We start from the raw sequence: 16,028 nt of genomic DNA, 5'->3' as shown, positions 1-16,028 counted from the left end.
TCCCTCTTCATCGTCTGACGGTCTTCGGCTCGCCGGTTGGCTCATGCTCGATCATGTCAATGATCGCGCACTGCGGGACGTGATCGCCAGAGCAGCGGTCTATGGTGGAGGCGAGAAGCTTTTCGAGCCGAGCAAGATCCGCCATTTTGCTGCGTACGGCGTCGAGCTGCCGGGAGGCGATCTCCCGAACCTCGTCGCAGCAGGCGTCCGTGGGACCGCCAAGAGCGAGGATCCCCCGAACCTCCTGTGGCGTAAAACCGAGTTCGCGAGCTCGGCGGATGAAGCCGAGGGCGCGCAAGTGATCGTCGCCGTAGACGCGGTGACCGCCTTCTGTGCGCGGCGGTGATGCGATGAGCCCGACCTTCTCGAAATAGCGGATCGTCTCGATGTTCACCCCGGTCCTTTGGGAGAGTTGGCCGATGGTGAAGCTGCCCATCAAATTTCTCTTGATCCTGTAGTGACTACAGGATGCATATAGCAGGGAATTGATTTGGAGAAGAGACTTGCCTACCGAACACACCATGCCCCGGGCCGCCCCGGCGGCTCCCCGGATCACCGCGAATGCGGACCGAGGCGTCGCCACCCTAGGCGCCTTGGCGAGCATCGGAGCCCTGTTGTCGGCGGCGGCCTGTTGCGTCCTGCCGCTCGCCCTTGTGACCCTCGGCGTCGGCTCGGCCGGGCTATCTTCGGTGGTGCCGTTTCACTGGCCGCTGACGATTTTAGCGATCGCGGCAGTCGGAGCCGGATGGTTCTTCTTTCTACGGAAGCGCCGAGCGTGCGCGCGGGACGCCACCTGCACGACCCCGACCCCGGCGAAAAGCACCTTCGTACTTCTCTGCGTGGCCACCGTATTCGTGACGATCTCGGCTTGCTGGAGTTTCATCGAGGCGCCGCTTATGCGCGCGCTTGGAGGCGTGTGATGGAGCTGAGATCGACGCTCACCTGCCCCAAGTGCGGCGGAGTTTCCACCGAGACCATGCCGACGGACGCCTGTCAGTTTTTCTATGACTGCAAGCATTGCGGCGAGGTGCTCCGCCCGCTCCAGGGCGATTGCTGCGTCTTCTGCTCCTACGCAGACGTGGCGTGCCCTCCGATCCAGGAGGCCCAGCGAACCGGGGCGGCCAGTAGCTGTTGCTCCTCATAGGTTGCGCGAGCGACCGCTTTCTTTCCTTGGTCGTTGAAGAGCAGCCGTTCCGCTATCGGCCACTTCTGCCGTTCAGCTACCGTGTGGAAGGATCGATTGAACGACATTTTATCATTGGCATACGACCTCAAACGGACGAAACTAGCATCATGAAGACTAACCTTAGCCATCTTCCGGAAGGGAAGCGCCATGAGTTGGCTTATGTGGTCGAGCTTATCAGGGCGAGCTTTGCCGAGGCGGTGGCTGATCGGAAGGCGCCTCGGTTCAAGGATGGGCGGCTTCTTAAGATCATCCTGTTCGGAAGCTATGCGCGCGGCGATTGGGTTGAGGATCCGGTCGGGCGTTACTTTTCGGATTATGATTTGCTCGTCGTGGTCGATCATGAGGATCTGACGGATGTGCCGGAGTTCTGGCTGCAGCTGGAGGATCGGCTGTTGGCGGAACTCTCTTCGGGAAAGCAGCTCCGAACGCCGGTGAGCATAATCTATCACAGCCTTGATGACGTGAATGAGCAGCTGACTCTTGGCCGCTACTTCTTCATTGATATCGTGACTGACGGGATCGAGTTGTTTGCAGAGTCGGGACACGCATTCGCCCGGCCTCAGCAGCTAACGCCGCAGCAGGCGCTCGAGCAGACACAAGACTATTTTGATGAATGGTTCGGGAGCGCAGAGAACTTCCATCACTTGGCGGTCGAAGCTCGTGCAAAAGGCATGCTTAAGGAAAGTGCGTTCTTGTTTCACCAGACGGCTGAACGCTTCTATCACTGCCTGTTTCTTGTGCGGACTCTCTACAGTCCGAAGACGCACAACCTAAACCGTCTGCGCACCCTGGGAGAGGATCTCGAACCTCGCTTGAAGGACATCTGGCCGACCGAGACCAAGTTTCAAAAACGCTGCTATGAGCTGATCCGCGCCGCCTATGTGAAGGCGCGCTATTCACGACATTACCGGATCACGCGCGAGGAATTGGCGTGGCTCGAAGAACGTGTCCAACATCTGCGCGACCTGATCCGCGAGGTAAGCCTCAATCGCATTGAGGAGCTTCAGCGCGCCGCTTGATCCTTTTAGCGGCTGTCCTTGGTCGCGGTTGCAGACGGAAAAGACCATCGAACGCCGCCATCATGACCTCTCTGGCGACCTGCGGGTCATCCATGTCGAAGTGGATGCCTCGCTCAACGCAGAACTGGGCGGTTCTTCGCCCCAGCAATTTCGCTAATTCTTCAACCACTCGCCGTGCTTCGACAATGTCTTCCGGCGTCAGATTTTCAGAAACAGTCCAGCGGGTTTCAGGCTGATCGGGCATGGCGCGCGCTCAGGCTTGTCGCGGGGCGAAGCGGACCCGCTCGGCGCCCTGGATCAGGAAGGCATCGTAGCCAGCGCCGCGCCATGATCGCGCCTGCACATGCCGGCTGTCAGCCCCCTCGTTCGCCCACCATTGCGGACGTACCGCGCTATTCGGAAGCATTCCGCCGATGATCCGCTCGATATCGGCGAAGCTCAATTCCAACTCGGCGCCGCCCTTGCGCCGGAGATATCGTTCAAGAGGATCGTACTTCGGCATCTCTAACTCCGTTGCGGCGATATTGCGTGCCTTCGCACTTTGCTGCAACTCTCCGGCCGTCGGGTCCGTGAAATAGGGGCGGCGCTCTTGAGCCAGGGGACACGCTCCGCGTGTCGGCGTGCGGCGTTGTTTTCGAACTAGCGGGCCTCTGCACAGAGGTTCCACACCCGACCCCTTTCTTCCGCTTCGATCTGAAATGCGGTCCGCGCGCGCCTCGGGCGTAGGTAAGCGCGATACGGTTTTCGCCGCGCCTGACGCAGTTTCGCGCCAGCCACCGCACGCCGCGGTGCGCGCAGGGCGACAGCGTGACACCAACCAAGCTCCTCATCGGCCAGATCCTCGTCGTCTTCGCGATCGTAATCGGCGGCGTGTGGGCGGCAACCCAATGGGCTGCCGCCGCGCTCGCCTATCAGCCCGAGCTCGGCGCAGCCTGGTTCCTGGTTGGCAATGCGCCCGTCTATCGCCCGTGGCAGATTTTCGCCTGGTGGTATCATTACGAAGCCTATGCTCCGCACGTTTTCGACCGGGCAGGAACCATCGCCGGGACGAGCGGCTTTCTCGGCTGCGCGGCCGCGATAGCGGGATCCTTGTGGCGCGCTCGGCAGAGCGCGCAGGTCACGACCTACGGCTCAGCCCGTTGGGCAATGGAAAGCGAGATCACGCGCGCAGGCCTGCACGGCGATGCCGGCGTGTTCCTCGGCCACTGCCACGGCCGCTATCTTCGGCACGACGGGCCAGAGCATGTCATGGCCTTCGCGCCCACCCGGTCCGGCAAGGGCGTCGGTCTTGTCGTGCCGACCTTGCTCAGCTGGACCGGCTCCGCCGTCATCCACGACATCAAAGGCGAGAATTGGCAGATCACCGCAGGCTGGCGTTCGCTCTTCTCCCACTGCCTGCTGTTCAATCCGACCGACATGCGCTCCGCGCGCTACAATCCGCTGCTGGAGGTCCGGCGCGGCGAGCACGAAGTGCGCGACGTCCAGAACATCGCGGACATCCTCGTCGATCCTGAGGGCGCGCTGGAGCGGCGCTCGCACTGGGAAAAGACCAGCCATTCCCTGCTCGTCGGCGCGATCCTTCACATCCTTTATGCCGAGGAGGAAAAGACGCTCGCGCGCGTGGCGACATTTCTTTCCGACCCGCAGCGCTCGTTCGTCGAAACACTGAAGCGCATGATGGCGACGAACCATCTGGGGACGCCCGAGCAGCCCAAGGTGCATCCGGTCGTGGCGTCCGCCGCGCGCGAAGTCCTTAACAAAAGCGAGAATGAGCGCTCCGGCGTGCTGTCGACCGCAATGTCGTTCCTCGGCCTCTATCGCGATCCCACCGTCGCCGCGACGACGGCAGCCTGCGACTGGCGGATCGCCGATCTCGTCGACGCAGCGCGCCCGGTCTCGTTGTATCTGGTCGTTCCACCGTCCGACATTTCGCGGACCAAGCCGCTCGTGCGACTGGTGCTGAATCAAATCGGACGCCGGCTGACAGAGCGGCTCGAAGGCGACCCCACGAAGGCGCGCAAGCACCAGGTGCTGATGATGCTGGACGAGTTTCCTGCGCTCGGCCGCCTCGACTTCTTCGAAACAGCGCTCGCCTTCATGGCGGGCTACGGCATCCGCGCCTTCCTCATCGCGCAGTCGCTGAACCAGATCTCGAAGGCCTATGGTGAGAACAATTCCATCCTCGACAACTGCCATGTGAGGGTCGCCTTCAGCAGCAATGACGAGCGGACAGCGCGCCGCATCTCCGATGCGCTCGGGACGGCGACCGAGCAGCGCGCCATGCGCAACTATGCCGGTCACCGGCTGGCGCCTTGGCTCGCGCACGTCATGGTTAGCCGGCAGGAAACGGCCCGACCGCTCCTTACCCCTGGCGAAGTCATGCAACTGCCGCCCGAGGATGAGCTCGTCCTCGTCTCCGGTCTGTCCCCGATCCGCGCCCGGAAGCTGCGCTATTATGAAGATCGCAATTTCACGGCCAGACTGAGGGACGCACCGGCGCTAGCCGAGAACGGCTGGACCGATCATCCGATAGCCCGCTCGAATGACTGGGGATCCTTCGTGCGCGGCACGGACCAGCGGCTCGCCACCGCCAGCGATCCCGTGCGGTCGGATGAGGACGAAGGCGGCATCCAACAGCAGCGTCACCCCGGCCTTGGCGAAGAAGCCGTGGCGCCGGTCGCCCCCCCAGAGCCCTCGGACCTTCTCGGCCTCGCCGATGACGACGGCGAAGCGCCGCTCGATGCCCGCGCGATGGACCGCATCCGAGGCCTCAGCGCCGTCGCTCGGGCGCACGCAATGAACGAAGGCGGAGGATCGGACGACGACCTCCTGCCGAGCTTCTGAGGCGAGCGTCATGAAACCTCGCCACCACCTCTATCTCGACGATCAGCTGACCGAGCAGCTGGAGGCGCTTGCCTCCAAGCCCGGCACGTCGAAATCGGCGATCGTCTCGGATGCGCTCCGCGCCTATCTAACGCGGCGCGCCAGCCGTGAACTGGACGACATGCTCAAGATCCGGCTCGACCGGATCAGCAACCAGCTCTCCCGCATCGAACGGGACGAGCATGTGCTCCTCGAGAGCCTCGCTCTCTTCATTCGCTACCAGCTGACCATCAGCGCGCCTCTTCCTGAAGCCGATGCGGCTGGGCGTGCTCTTGGCCGCGACCGCTTCGAAGCCTTTGTCGCGCAGGTCGGAAGGCAGCTTGCCGGCGGCAAGCGCAGCCTTGGACCAAGGGCGGAGGAGGGGGATCGATGAGCAGCTCGACATCGGAATCGCTTGAGCGCCGACGCGTCATGCTCCGGACCGCAATGGGGCCTTCGATCGCGGTCGCGCTCAGCGATCCGCTGGTGGTCGAAGTCATGGTGAACCCCGACGGCATGCTGTGGCTCGACCGGCTCGGCGCGGGGAAGGCCGCGATCGGCGTTCGCGTCGATCCCGCGCAGGTTGAGCGCATCATTCGCCTCGTCGCGAGCCACGCCCGCACCGAGGTTCATGCCGACAGTCCGATCGTCAGCGCCGAGCTTCCGGCGCGGGAGGACGGCACCGCAGGCGAGCGGTTCGAGGGATTGCTACCGCCAGTCGTCAGCAGCCCGTGCTTCTCCATCCGCAAGCCCGCATCCCGCATCTACACAATGGCGGATTATGTGAGCGATGGGATCATCGCTCCGGCTGCCGCCGAAGCGATGCGCCGTGCGGTCGCCGATCGCCGAAACCTGCTCATCGCCGGCGGCACGAGTTCTGGAAAGACGACGCTCGCCAATGCGCTGCTCGCCGAGATGGCGACGCGCGACGAGCGCGTGATCATGATCGAGGATACGCGCGAGCTTCAATGCGCGGCCGCCGATTGCGTGGCACTCCGCACGCGCCCTGGCGTCGTAACGATGGCGGACCTCGTCCGCTCGACGCTCCGCCTCCGCCCCGATCGCATCATCATCGGTGAGGTTCGTGGCGCCGAGGCTCTCGACATGCTGAAGGCCTGGAACACGGGCCACCCCGGCGGCATCGCGACCGTCCACGCGAACAGCGCGCGCTCGGCTCTCTATCGCCTTGAGCAGCTGGTGCAGGAAAGCGTCGTCACGGTCCCGCGCATACTGATCGCCGAGGCGATCGACCTCGTCGTCTTCATCGCCGGTCGCGGCATTGGTCGCCGCGTCCAGAGCATCGCCGCAGTCGAAGGGCTGACGCCCGAAGGCGACTACGCGCTCACCGATCTCATCCTCCCCCCAGCTACCAAGGAGCATCGTCAATGACTGCCAACCCTCTAGTCCGTCCACGCTTCACGGCCATGCTTGCTGTTGCAGCGGGCTCCGCCTTCTCGATCGCGGCGCAGGCGGCAGGATCGGGGATGCCTTGGGAAGAGCCGCTCCAGCAGGTTCTCGAATCCGTGCAGGGTCCTGTCGCCAAGATCATCGCGGTGATCATCATCATCACTACAGGACTGTCGCTCGCCTTCGGCGAGACGAGCGGCGGATTTCGAAGGCTGATCCAGATCGTCTTCGGTCTGTCCATCGCCTTTGCGGCCTCCTCCTTCTTCCTCAGCTTCTTCAGCTTCGGGGGCGGGGCGCTGGTCGGATGAACGGGGCTGAGAGCCACATCGAGGGGTTCGAGGTGCCGCTCCATCGCGCGCTCGCCGAGCCGATCCTGCTCGGCGGAGCGCCACGTGCGATCGCCATCGTCAACGGAACCGTGGCAGCGGCCTTGGGGCTCGGCCTGCAGCAGTGGATCGCAGGCCTGCTCCTTTGGGCGCTTGGGCACACGCTCGCCGTCTTCGCGGCCAAGCGGGATCCCGATTTTGCGGCCGTTCTCGCCCGGCACCTTCGCCAGAAAGGTCATCTTAGATGCTAAACTTGCGCGAATATCGCAGCAAGGCGGACCGGCTTGCCGACCATCTTCCCTGGGCAGCGCTCGTCGCCCCGGGGGTCATCCTCAACAAGGACGGCAGCTTCCAACGCACCTTCCGGTTTCGGGGGCCCGATCTTGAAAGCGCCACCGAGGCGGAGCTCGTGGGAACGGCCGCCCGGGTCAACAATGTGCTGCGCCGGTTTGGAACCGGCTGGGCTCTGTTCTTGGAGGCGGAGCGGTCCGAAGCGGTCGGCTATCCAGAGAGCAGCTTCCCCGATCCGGTATCGGCACTGGTCGACAAGGAGCGCGAGGCGATGTTTCGCAGCGCTTCCGCCCATTTCGAAAGTGTCTATTATTTCACGCTCGTTTGGCTTCCTCCGGCCGATCAGGTGGCGCACGCAGAGCGCGCACTGGTCGAACGTAGCCAGCACGTGGCGGGCCGCGACTGGCGCCAAGCTCTGGCCTCCTTTGTCGCGGAGACCGATCGTGCCTTCGACCTCTTCTCCGGCATCCTCGCCGAAATCGACGCGCTCGACGATGCGGCGACATTGTCGTTCCTTCACCGGACAATCTCGACGAAGCGGCACGACGTAGCGGTCCCCAGCACGCCGATTTACCTCGACGGCCTTCTTGCCGACACGCCACTTTCCGGCGGCCTCGAACCCATGCTGGGGGACCGGCACCTCCGCACACTGACCATCCTCGGCTTCCCTGGCCTGAGCCGCCCTGGGATCCTTGATGCACTCAATCACCAGGATTTTCCCTACCGCTGGGTCACCCGTTTCATTGCCCTCGATAAGACCGAGGCAACGAAGGTTCTGACCAAGCTTCGTCGGCAATGGTTCAACAAGCGCAAGTCGGTGACGGCCCTCCTGCGCGAGGTCCTCTACAACCAGCCCGCGGCGATGCCGACAACAAGGTCGTTGATGCGGACCTGGCGCTGCAGGCGCTTGGCGGAGACCATGTGTCGTTCGGCTATCTCACCACCACCATCACGGTGTGGGACGAGGTCGCGGAAACGGCCGACGAGAAGGTGCGCGCCGTTGAGCGGATCGTGAACGGTCTCGGTTTCACCTGCATACGCGAGCAGGCGAATGCGGTGGAGGCGTGGCTTTCGAGCCTGCCTGGGCACGTCTACGCCAATGTGCGGCAGCCGCTCGTCCATAGCCTCAACTTGGCGCACCTCATGCCGCTGTCCTGCGTCTGGGCGGGCCCTGAGCGGAATGCTCAGCTCGACGGCCCCCCGCTTCTCTTCGCGCAGACGAGTGGTTCCACGCCCTTCAGGCTTTCAACCCATGTCGGAGACGTGGGGCACATGCTCATCGTTGGACCAACGGGGGCGGGCAAGTCCGTGCTGCTCGCGCTGCTCGCATTACAGTTCCGCCGCTATCCTTCCGCCCAGATTTATGTGTTCGACAAGGGATGGTCGGCCCGCGCGGCGGTGCTTGCGATGGGCGGAACGCACCTGGCGCTCGGAACTGCGGAGGGCGAGGGGGGCGACCCGTTCGCATTCCAGCCGCTCCGCGACATCGATGATCCAGCCGCACGCAGCTGGGCCGCGGATTGGCTCAACGGCCTCCTCGAACATGAGAATCTGCCGGTTACGCCCGAGATCAAGGAGGCGGTCTGGTCTGCTCTTTGCAGTCTGGCTTCAGCGCCACCCGAGGAACGTACCCTTACCGGTCTCTCGCTGCTCGTCCAGTCGCTGCCGCTGAAGTCGGCCTTGCAGCCCTACACGCTTGAAGGATCGTTCGGGCGGCTCCTTGACGCTTCTAAAGACAGGTTGCGCATCGACGGTGTCCAATGCTTCGAAACCGAGGCGCTGATGGGGCAGCGGGGCGCGGTACTCCCGGTGCTCACCTATCTGTTCCATCGTCTTGAACAGCGTTTCAACGGTCGTCCGACCTTGTTGATCCTCGACGAGGCTTGGCTGTTTCTCGATCATCCCCTGTTTGCCGCGCGCATCCGTGAATGGCTGAAAGTGCTGCGCAAGAAGAATGTGGCGGTGGTATTCGCCACGCAGTCACTGTCAGACATTTCATCAAGCAGCATTGCGCCAGCGATCATCGAGAGCTGTCCGCAGCGCATCTTCCTGCCGAACGACCGTGCGATCGAGCCGCAGGCGCGTAGCGCCTACGAAAGGTTCGGCCTCAATGCACGGCAGATCGAGCTGATCGCGCGCGCGATGCCGAAACGGGACTATTACCTTCAGTCGAGACGCGGGAACCGCCTGTTCCAGCTTGGGCTCGGACCCATCGCCCTGGCGCTTTGCGGCGCTTCGGATGCAGCAGCGCAAGCGCGCATCGGCAGGATCCTCGCCGACCATGGCCAAGCCGACTTTGCAGCGAACTTCCTAGCCGATTCCGGCCTGCCTTGGGCTGCGGACATCCTCGCCAATTTCCCTCAAGCAAAGGAGTAAAATCATGGGACGATCAATATTGAAGAACCTCGTTGCCGGGTCCGTGGCGATGGCAACCTTTTTCGCTGGAGCCGCTCCGGCGGCTGCACAGATCGCCGTCTTCGATCCGACCAACCATGCCCAGAACGTTCTCCAGGCGGCACGGGCGCTCCAGCAGATCGATCAGCAGATCAAGATGCTGCAGAACCAGGCGAAACATCTTCAAAAGCTCGATTATTCTTCGATCGATCAGATATCCGGTGCGCTGAAGAAGATCGACCAGTTGATCGGCAAGGCTGAAGGTGTCGCATTCGAGGTGCAGTCGGTCGACGCGAAGTTCAAATCACTCTTCCCCGGAGCTGCCGCGCAGGACGCCGACCGCGCCGTACGCGACGCGAAGATGCGCTGGGAGAACGCCATGTCGGCCTTCAAACACACCATGACAGTGCAAGCGCAGGTCGTGGAGAATGTGCGGGACGATGAGGCTCTCCTCAAGGATTTGGTCCAGCGTAGCCAAGGCGCGGAGGGCAGCCTGCAAGTCTCGCAGGCCGCCAATCAGCTCCTTGCCCTTGCCGCCAAGCAGCAGTTCCAGATCCAGTCGCTGATGGCGGCTCAATATCGTGCAGAAGCAATGGAACAGGCGCGGCGAGGCCAGGCTGAAAGCGAGGCTCGCGCGGCCACCAAGCGCTTCCTTGGCGAAGGGCGCGCTTACACGCCTCAATAATCCCAGCTTCGAACAGAAAGGCGACGCCGCATGGGCGACCTGAACGTCATCGACCGGTTCATGGACACCTTCATCCGCTACATCGACAGCGGCTTCGGGCTGCTCGGCGGCGACGTCGCTTTTCTGACGACCGTGCTCATTGGCATCGACATCACGCTCGCTGGCCTGTTCTGGGCGATGGAGGGCGGGGACAATGTCCTTGGAAAGTTCATCAAGAAGATACTTTACGTCGGGACGTTTGCATTCATTCTCGGGAGCTTTTCGTCCCTTTCAGAGATTGTGTTCCGATCCTTTGCGGGGCTCGGCCTGACCGCAGGCGGGGGCGCCGTGAGCGCGGACGATCTCCTGAAGCCTGGAAAGCTCGCCGGCACCGGGTTCGAGGCGGCCTGGCCGTTGCTTGAGCAGGTGAGTGAGCTTCTCGGCTTCACCAGCTTTTTCGACAACTTCCTGACGATTGTAGTTCTGCTGGTCGCCTGGCTTGTGGTGATCGTCGCCTTTTTCGTTCTTTCGGTGCAGCTTTTTATCACCATCATCGAGTTCAAGCTGACCAGCCTTGCAGGCTTTGTCCTTGTCCCGTTCGCTCTCTGGAATCGAACGAGCTTCCTCGCCGAGCGCGTTCTCGGTAACGTCGTGGCTTCGGGCATCAAGGTCATGGTGATGGCCGTGATCGTCGGGATCGGGTCCGGCTTCTTCGGTGAGTTCGTCGGCGCCTTGAAAGGTCAGGAGCCCGACATCGGGCAGGCCATGTCTCTCGTGTTGGCTTCCATGGCGCTGTTCGGCCTCGGCATCTTTGGCCCGGGGATCGCTTCCGGCCTCGTCGCCGGGGCCCCGCAGCTTGGCGCCGGCGCGGCCGTCGGAACTGTCGGCGCGATCGCGGGCGGTGCGGCCCTTGGTGCCGGGGCTGCGATATCTGGCGCGCGTGCGCTGGGCTCCGGCGGCCTCGCCGCAATTCGATCGGGCACTGCAGTGGGTGCATCTGCCGCCGCATCCTACAGCCTCGGAAAGGAAACGTCCGGCGCAACAGGCGCGGCCGGCGTCGGCGCCGGTCTCAAGGCGGTTGCCGCCAATGCCGCTTCAGTGGCGGGGCGCGGTTTGGGCCTCGGCGCCGCGGCAGAAGCTGGCCGAGAAGCCGCGTGGAGCGGCAGCCCAGCACAAGGAGGGGCCGGTGTTTCTTCTGACGCGGCGCCTGAGTGGGCGCGCCGCCTTCGGACAGAGCAAACGAACCGTCAAAGACGGCACGCAGCCGTCCAGGCCATTCGTGAGGGCGACCGCCCAAGCGCGCCTGCCAATCCAGACATCAAGGAGCGAGAGGACTGATGATCTTCAGACGAACGATACAGCGATACGGCCGGACGCCTGAGCCGGTCACGCCATACCAGAAAGCCGCGCAACTCTGGGATGAGCGGATCGGATCCGCGCGAGTGCAAGCGCGCAACTGGCGTCTCGCCGCGCTCGGGTGCCTCGGCATTTCGGCAGGCCTTTCGGGCGGACTGTTGTGGCAATCAACGCAAAGCCGTGTCGCGCCCTATGTCGTGGAGGTGGATCGGTTAGGCGAAGCGCGCGCCGTTTCGCCCGCCATCGCCGAGTACCGGCCCACCGACGCGCAGATCGCCTGGCATTTGGCCAAGTTCATCAAAAATGTGCGGTCGGTTTCGACCGATGCCGTGCTCGTCCGCGAAAACTGGCTCTCCGCATATGATTTTGCGGCCGACAAGGCCGCCTTGTTCTTGAACGAGCATGCGCGCGCCAACAATCCCTTCGCGGCCATCGGCACGCGCAGCGTATCGGTGCAGGTAACCAGCGTTGTCCGCGCCTCCGAGAACTCCTTTCAGGTGAAATGGACCGAGACGGCTTTCGAGCGCGGGAGCCTTGTTGGAACAGACCGGTGGACGGCCATCCTTACGGTTGCGGTGCAGACGCCGCGAAAGGCGGACGAACTTCGGAAGAACCCTCTCGGTCTCTACGTCAATGCGATCGACTGGTCGCGCGAGCTTGAGACGGAAACCCCACCTCAGGAGGTTGCGAATGAAGAATAAGCTGGCAATCGGTTTGTGCATGGCCACCAGCCTAGCTGGATGCGCCGCGAGGCATCATCCAAGTGAGGTCGCGTTTGCGCCAGCCCACTTGGAGACGAGTGTTGACGCTGCACCCGCAGCCTCGCATGCGCAGTCCGCACGAGAGCTAATCCCTGTACCAGGTCAATTGCTCCCGATCCCGGCCACGCACATCGGCGGTGAAAAGTCCTTCCCGACGAAGCGCGTCGAGAAGGCCAATCGCGCCGCCCTTCGCGAGCCGCGAAGCGATAATTACGTTAATGCAGTGCAAGTATATCCTTGGATGGAAGGCTCGGTCTATCGCCTCTACGCAGCACCCGAGCAGGTCAGCGATATCGCGCTCGAGCCAGGGGAGCGGCTTGTTTCAGTGGCGGCGGGCGATACGGTTCGATGGATAGTTGGCGATACGAGCAGCGGGTCCGGCACCGGAAAACGTAGCCACATTCTAGTGAAGCCGTCTGGCATCGGGCTCAGAACAAACATTGTTATCACAACGGACCGCAGGACTTATCATCTGCAACTCGAAAGCACCGCTAAAACCGCTATGGCGGCCATATCGTGGACATATCCCGAAGACGGGCTTTTGGCACTTCGAGGAACGGCCATCGGGGCAAGCGGCGCGAGCGAGGTTCCCACCGTGGACGCGGCGAGCCTGCGCTTCAACTACGTCGTTCTTGGGGACAAGCCCGCGTGGCGGCCCATCCGAGCATTCGATGACGGACGGCAGGTCTTCATCGAATTTCCCGCTGACATCGGCCAGAAGGAAGCGCCGCCCCTGTTCGTTCTTGCAGCTGATGGTAGCGCCGAGCTCGTGAACTATCGCATTCGCGGCAACTACTACATCGTCGACAAACTGTTCGAAGCGGCCGAGCTACGGTTAGGCAAGGCTCGCCAGCAGGTGGTTCGCATCCGCCGGGTTGACGATCGCAGGCAAAGCTCCAAGCGCGGGCGGAGGGCGTCATGAACGGAGCTCCTGTCGAAACGGATGCGGTCCCCGGGAGAGCAGCCAAGAAGCTTGATCCCGAAGCGCTCGTGCTGCGCGGATCGCCGCGTAGAGTTGTCCGATTTAGGAGAGGGTTACTGATCGGCATCGCCGTACTTGCGGCCACGTCGATCAGCGCCGTTACTTGGCTGGCATTGCAACCCGCAAGTTTCAAGCTGGCTGCCCAGGGCGACGAGAGGGTCGGACCCGACCGCAAATCTCCCCCAGAAGCCCTTTCTTCTCTTCCGGGGTCTTACGGGCAGGCGAAGACGGGGGTTCCTGATTTGGGGCCGCCGCTGCCCGGGGATCTTGGAAGGCCGATACTTGCTCACCAGCGCGCGGTTGAGATGGGCGATGCTCATAACGCAGAACCTGCCGACGCCAATGCTGTGAGAGAGGAGGTGGAGCGGCAGCGCAAGGAGGCGGAACTCCGAGCTGTCCGAACGGCCGGCGTTTTGACGCAGCTTTCCGGCATGGGAATTGCGGAGCGGAACGAGGCCGAGAGGTTAGGCGTGCCTGAGCTCGCTAGTAATGCGCCCGAGGCATCAGCAGCGAAGCCGGCTGCAACTCTGCAAAAGGCTTCGTCACCCTGGCAGCTGAATGCCGGCACCGTCATCGCAGCAAGCCTTCTCACCGGCATCAATTCGGATCTGCCGGGCTTGGTTACCGCTCAAGTCACAGAGAACGTCACCGACAGCGCAACAGGGAGAACTATCGTCATACCACAAGGAACACGCCTCATCGGCCGTTACGACAGCGCCATAGCCTTCGGGCAGAACCGAGCTCTCCTAATTTGGGAGCGCCTTGTTTTCCCCAACGGAGCATCGATGGCGCTCGACAATGCACCCGCCAGCGACACGTCCGGCTATGCAGGACTTCGCGACCGCACCAATGCCCATACGGGGCGGCTGCTCAAAGGCATCGCTCTTGCTGCCTTGCTGGGCGTCGGCACCGAGTTAAGCATAGGCGGCGAAAGCGAAATCGTGGAAGCTCTGCGCGAGGCGGGCCAACAAAGCGCCAGTGACGCGGGCCAGCAGATTGTATCGCGAAACCTCTCGATGAAGCCCACTATCACCGTGCGGCCCGGCTGGCCGCTGCGCGTAGTGTTGCATCGGGATCTGGTCCTCCAACCGTGGAGAGGCTGAGTCGCCGTCGACGGGTCCGATGCGAGGGCCCGCGCGCCAGCACGGGCGAGCTTTCTGAGATGGGGCCTACAGCTCAAACGGGCGCCAGTTGCCCCGCATATTCGATAGAGGCGTGTCTGAAGACAGCACGTCGGCTGCTCGCCTAGGGAAACCAAGGAAGCTCTCAGGAAAGGATTCCATTGGGAACGTGGGCAGTCGAGCAATGATCGTGATCCCCCAGTGCTTCCATAATTCTGCACTCCGATACCTGCCCGCCTCGGCACTGCGTGATCATGTGTTTCAACTCTGAACGCAGTTGCTCCAAGCGGCTTATCTTCGCTTCGACACTCTTCAGATGTCCGGACGCGATCTTGTCTGCTTCGCCACAATCCCTATCCGGTTGCTCCGCCAGATTAAGAAGAGACCGGATATCGGCGATGTCGAAGCCAAGACCACGAGCATGTCGAACGAAGTTGAGACGGTCGAGGTGCGTTTGAGAATAGTCGCGGTAATTTCCTGCCGTTCGCGAAGGCGCAGGAAGCAGGCCGATGCGTTCGTAATATCGGATGGTCTCCACATTGGTGCCGGTGGCTCGCGACAGCTCTCCGATTTTCATGCCCATCGGCCTTGACCCTGTAGTTGCTACAGGGACCATATAAGCGTCATTCTGATTCGTTCGAGAGTGACAATCATGGCCTGCAATAGCTGCACATCCGAGGCGCCCCGGAACGTTGGCCCCAAATGGAGGCGCGCTTTATGGATCGCGCTGATAGTGAATGCCGGCATGTTCGCCGTGGAGCTGGGTGCTGGCGTGGCCTCACACTCCCGCTCTCTCCAGGCGGACGCACTCGACTTTTTTGGGGACGCGGCCAACTACGCGATCAGCCTTGCCGTTGCCGGGATGGCGCTGACTTGGCGGGCTCGAGCTGCGCTCTTCAAAGGAGCGACGCTGCTAATCCTCGGGCTTTGGGTGCTCCTCAGCACAGCCTATGCCGCCTACGTTGGCACCCTACCCGACGCCGAGACGATGGGTATCATCGGCATCATGGCACTCGTTGCAAACGCAGTGGTGGCTCTTCTCCTCTATCGGTTCAGGTCCGGCGATGCGAACATGCGGTCGGTCTGGATTTGCTCACGCAACGACGCGGTGGGAAACATGGCCGTGGTAGCTGCCGCTGCTGGTGTTTTTGGCACCGGTACCGCCTGGCCGGATCTCATCGTGGCAAGTATTCTTGCTGCTCTCGGCATATCGGGCGGTCGGCAGATCATTCGCCAGGCGAGGCGAGAACTTGAGGAAGAGCGCTTGAGTAACGGCGGATCGCGGTCAGCTCTCCCATTGCCAGGCAATAGCTGTTAAGAGGACGCCCCATGCACCGCCTGCTACCCCTTTTCAGTGCCTTGATGCTGGCCCTTATGGTATGGTCCGGAAGCGCTGCGCATGCCATCGAAGTCACAAAATGTGGTGAAGTGGCGAGTGGCGAGGTGGCCGGCCATTTCGAAGGCGACGGCGACGAAGTTCCTGCTGATGCCGAAAAGGGTGTACCTCATCACCACGGCACCTGCCATGGCCATTGTGTCGGGGTTCCGACCGATGCGCACGCTGGCAATGTCGTTCAAATGGCTGGCATCGGCAACCGGACCGCCGCAGTTCCTTTTCGTGTCGGGGCTTCGCCTGGAGCGGCCCTGAGACCTCCGATC

General features: G+C 62.6%; 19 protein-coding genes and 1 pseudogene. 16 read left to right on the top strand and 4 right to left on the bottom strand.

Going from position 1 to position 16,028, the window contains the following annotated elements; translation table 11 throughout:
* Positions 1-7 precede the first annotated feature (7 nt).
* The gene (locus C7I56_RS06455; RefSeq protein ID WP_106640172.1) at positions 8-436 is read right to left on the bottom strand and encodes a MerR family transcriptional regulator; all 429 of its coding nucleotides are present in this window, start codon (positions 434-436) and stop codon (positions 8-10) included.
* Between the two features lie 157 nt (positions 437-593).
* Here C7I56_RS06455 and C7I56_RS06450 point away from each other — a divergent pair, with 157 nt between their 5' ends.
* From C7I56_RS06450 to C7I56_RS06440, 3 genes are read left to right on the top strand one after another with little or no spacing between them, the layout of a single operon-like run.
* The gene (locus tag C7I56_RS06450; RefSeq protein ID WP_245409615.1) at positions 594-920 is read left to right on the top strand and encodes a hypothetical protein; all 327 of its coding nucleotides are present in this window, start codon (positions 594-596) and stop codon (positions 918-920) included.
* Complete coding sequence (locus C7I56_RS12715) at positions 920-1,144, top strand: GDCCVxC domain-containing (seleno)protein (protein WP_106639758.1); 225 nt, start codon at positions 920-922, stop codon at positions 1,142-1,144. The genes C7I56_RS06450 and C7I56_RS12715 overlap by 1 nt, the downstream gene beginning before the upstream one ends.
* A 26-nt stretch (positions 1,145-1,170) precedes the next feature.
* Entirely contained in the window at positions 1,171-2,205 is a 1,035-nt protein-coding gene (locus tag C7I56_RS06440) for a HEPN domain-containing protein (protein WP_245409614.1), read from the top strand.
* Here C7I56_RS06440 and C7I56_RS12310 read toward each other — a convergent pair.
* Together C7I56_RS12310 and C7I56_RS06435 are read right to left on the bottom strand one after the other, a co-directional pair.
* Complete coding sequence (locus C7I56_RS12310; RefSeq protein ID WP_158703025.1) at positions 2,171-2,449, bottom strand: hypothetical protein; 279 nt, start codon at positions 2,447-2,449, stop codon at positions 2,171-2,173. The genes C7I56_RS06440 and C7I56_RS12310 overlap by 35 nt on opposite strands.
* 9 nt (positions 2,450-2,458) lie before the next feature.
* Positions 2,459-2,707, bottom strand: coding sequence for a DUF7662 domain-containing protein (locus tag C7I56_RS06435; RefSeq protein ID WP_106640171.1), 249 nt, complete (start codon positions 2,705-2,707; stop codon positions 2,459-2,461).
* A gap of 305 nt (positions 2,708-3,012) precedes the next feature.
* On the opposite strand from C7I56_RS06435, the gene C7I56_RS06430 reads away from it, so the two are divergent.
* From C7I56_RS06430 to C7I56_RS06380, 11 genes and pseudogenes are all read left to right on the top strand, one after another.
* Positions 3,013-5,049, top strand: a complete 2,037-nt coding sequence (locus C7I56_RS06430) for a conjugal transfer protein TraG (RefSeq protein WP_106639756.1) — start codon at positions 3,013-3,015, stop codon at positions 5,047-5,049.
* 10 nt (positions 5,050-5,059) lie between these two features.
* Complete coding sequence (locus tag C7I56_RS06425) at positions 5,060-5,461, top strand: ribbon-helix-helix domain-containing protein (RefSeq protein ID WP_106639755.1); 402 nt, start codon at positions 5,060-5,062, stop codon at positions 5,459-5,461.
* Complete coding sequence (gene trbB / locus C7I56_RS06420; RefSeq protein WP_106639754.1) at positions 5,458-6,456, top strand: P-type conjugative transfer ATPase TrbB; 999 nt, start codon at positions 5,458-5,460, stop codon at positions 6,454-6,456. The genes C7I56_RS06425 and trbB overlap by 4 nt, the downstream gene beginning before the upstream one ends.
* Positions 6,453-6,782: a TrbC/VirB2 family type IV secretion system protein gene (locus tag C7I56_RS06415; protein ID WP_199792345.1), complete on the top strand. Its 330-nt coding sequence runs from the start codon at positions 6,453-6,455 to the stop codon at positions 6,780-6,782. The genes trbB and C7I56_RS06415 overlap by 4 nt, the downstream gene beginning before the upstream one ends.
* On the top strand, positions 6,779-7,051 hold the full coding sequence (locus tag C7I56_RS06410) for a VirB3 family type IV secretion system protein (protein WP_106639752.1): 273 nt from the start codon (positions 6,779-6,781) through the stop codon (positions 7,049-7,051). Before C7I56_RS06415 ends, C7I56_RS06410 begins: the two co-directional genes overlap by 4 nt.
* A pseudogene (trbE, locus tag C7I56_RS06405) lies at positions 7,045-9,467 on the top strand (conjugal transfer protein TrbE). Before C7I56_RS06410 ends, trbE begins: the two are co-directional and overlap by 7 nt.
* A 4-nt stretch (positions 9,468-9,471) precedes the next feature.
* Positions 9,472-10,170: a P-type conjugative transfer protein TrbJ gene (gene trbJ, locus C7I56_RS06400; RefSeq protein ID WP_106639751.1), complete on the top strand. Its 699-nt coding sequence runs from the start codon at positions 9,472-9,474 to the stop codon at positions 10,168-10,170.
* Positions 10,171-10,200: 30 nt separating this feature from the next.
* Positions 10,201-11,487 carry a P-type conjugative transfer protein TrbL gene (trbL, locus tag C7I56_RS06395; RefSeq protein ID WP_106639750.1) on the top strand — a complete coding sequence of 429 codons (1,287 nt, stop codon included), beginning with the start codon at positions 10,201-10,203 and terminating at the stop codon, positions 11,485-11,487.
* A complete protein-coding gene (gene trbF / locus C7I56_RS06390; RefSeq protein WP_106639749.1) occupies positions 11,487-12,206 on the top strand; it encodes a conjugal transfer protein TrbF in 720 nt (239 codons plus the stop codon). The genes trbL and trbF overlap by 1 nt, the downstream gene beginning before the upstream one ends.
* Positions 12,196-13,188 (top strand): P-type conjugative transfer protein TrbG, encoded by a 993-nt coding sequence (gene trbG, locus C7I56_RS06385; protein WP_106639748.1) that lies wholly within the window; start codon positions 12,196-12,198, stop codon positions 13,186-13,188. Before trbF ends, trbG begins: the two co-directional genes overlap by 11 nt.
* 68 nt (positions 13,189-13,256) lie before the next feature.
* Positions 13,257-14,351 (top strand): TraB/TrbI/VirB10 family type IV secretion system protein, encoded by a 1,095-nt coding sequence (locus C7I56_RS06380; RefSeq protein ID WP_245409613.1) that lies wholly within the window; start codon positions 13,257-13,259, stop codon positions 14,349-14,351.
* A 163-nt stretch (positions 14,352-14,514) separates the two neighbouring features.
* Here the strand turns inward: C7I56_RS06380 and C7I56_RS06375 are convergent, their stop codons facing one another.
* Complete coding sequence (locus tag C7I56_RS06375; RefSeq protein WP_106640170.1) at positions 14,515-14,946, bottom strand: MerR family transcriptional regulator; 432 nt, start codon at positions 14,944-14,946, stop codon at positions 14,515-14,517.
* A gap of 75 nt (positions 14,947-15,021) precedes the next feature.
* On the opposite strand from C7I56_RS06375, the gene C7I56_RS06370 reads away from it, so the two are divergent.
* On the top strand, positions 15,022-15,687 hold the full coding sequence (locus C7I56_RS06370) for a cation efflux transmembrane domain-containing protein (protein ID WP_106639746.1): 666 nt from the start codon (positions 15,022-15,024) through the stop codon (positions 15,685-15,687).
* An 81-nt stretch (positions 15,688-15,768) separates the two neighbouring features.
* Entirely contained in the window at positions 15,769-16,017 is a 249-nt protein-coding gene (locus tag C7I56_RS12305; protein ID WP_158703024.1) for a hypothetical protein, read from the top strand.
* Positions 16,018-16,028 lie beyond the last annotated feature (11 nt).

The sequence above is a fragment of the Allosphingosinicella vermicomposti genome (assembly GCF_003012815.1).
GTDB lineage: Bacteria > Pseudomonadota > Alphaproteobacteria > Sphingomonadales > Sphingomonadaceae > Allosphingosinicella > Allosphingosinicella vermicomposti.
The sequence above is the reverse complement of the archived record's forward strand: the minus strand, read 5'-3'. Positions and strand labels throughout refer to the sequence as shown.

Bases quoted from the DNA above. Each gene is read 5' to 3' on its own strand.
- C7I56_RS06425 (WP_106639755.1), top strand. From the start codon at position 5,060: ATGAAACCTCGCCACCACCTCTATCTCGACGATCAGCTGACCGAGCAG.
- C7I56_RS06370 (WP_106639746.1), top strand. From the start codon at position 15,022: ATGGCCTGCAATAGCTGCACATCCGAGGCGCCCCGGAACGTTGGCCCC.
- C7I56_RS06375 (WP_106640170.1), bottom strand. From the start codon at position 14,946: ATGAAAATCGGAGAGCTGTCGCGAGCCACCGGCACCAATGTGGAGACC.
- C7I56_RS12305 (WP_158703024.1), top strand. From the start codon at position 15,769: ATGCCATCGAAGTCACAAAATGTGGTGAAGTGGCGAGTGGCGAGGTGG.
- C7I56_RS06435 (WP_106640171.1), bottom strand. From the start codon at position 2,707: ATGCCGAAGTACGATCCTCTTGAACGATATCTCCGGCGCAAGGGCGGC.
- C7I56_RS06415 (WP_199792345.1), top strand. From the start codon at position 6,453: ATGACTGCCAACCCTCTAGTCCGTCCACGCTTCACGGCCATGCTTGCT.
- trbG (WP_106639748.1), top strand. From the start codon at position 12,196: ATGAAGAATAAGCTGGCAATCGGTTTGTGCATGGCCACCAGCCTAGCT.
- C7I56_RS12310 (WP_158703025.1), bottom strand. From the start codon at position 2,449: ATGCCCGATCAGCCTGAAACCCGCTGGACTGTTTCTGAAAATCTGACG.
- C7I56_RS06455 (WP_106640172.1), bottom strand. From the start codon at position 436: ATGGGCAGCTTCACCATCGGCCAACTCTCCCAAAGGACCGGGGTGAAC.
- trbJ (WP_106639751.1), top strand. From the start codon at position 9,472: ATGGGACGATCAATATTGAAGAACCTCGTTGCCGGGTCCGTGGCGATG.
- trbL (WP_106639750.1), top strand. From the start codon at position 10,201: ATGGGCGACCTGAACGTCATCGACCGGTTCATGGACACCTTCATCCGC.
- trbF (WP_106639749.1), top strand. From the start codon at position 11,487: ATGATCTTCAGACGAACGATACAGCGATACGGCCGGACGCCTGAGCCG.
- C7I56_RS06410 (WP_106639752.1), top strand. From the start codon at position 6,779: ATGAACGGGGCTGAGAGCCACATCGAGGGGTTCGAGGTGCCGCTCCAT.
- trbB (WP_106639754.1), top strand. From the start codon at position 5,458: ATGAGCAGCTCGACATCGGAATCGCTTGAGCGCCGACGCGTCATGCTC.
- C7I56_RS12715 (WP_106639758.1), top strand. From the start codon at position 920: ATGGAGCTGAGATCGACGCTCACCTGCCCCAAGTGCGGCGGAGTTTCC.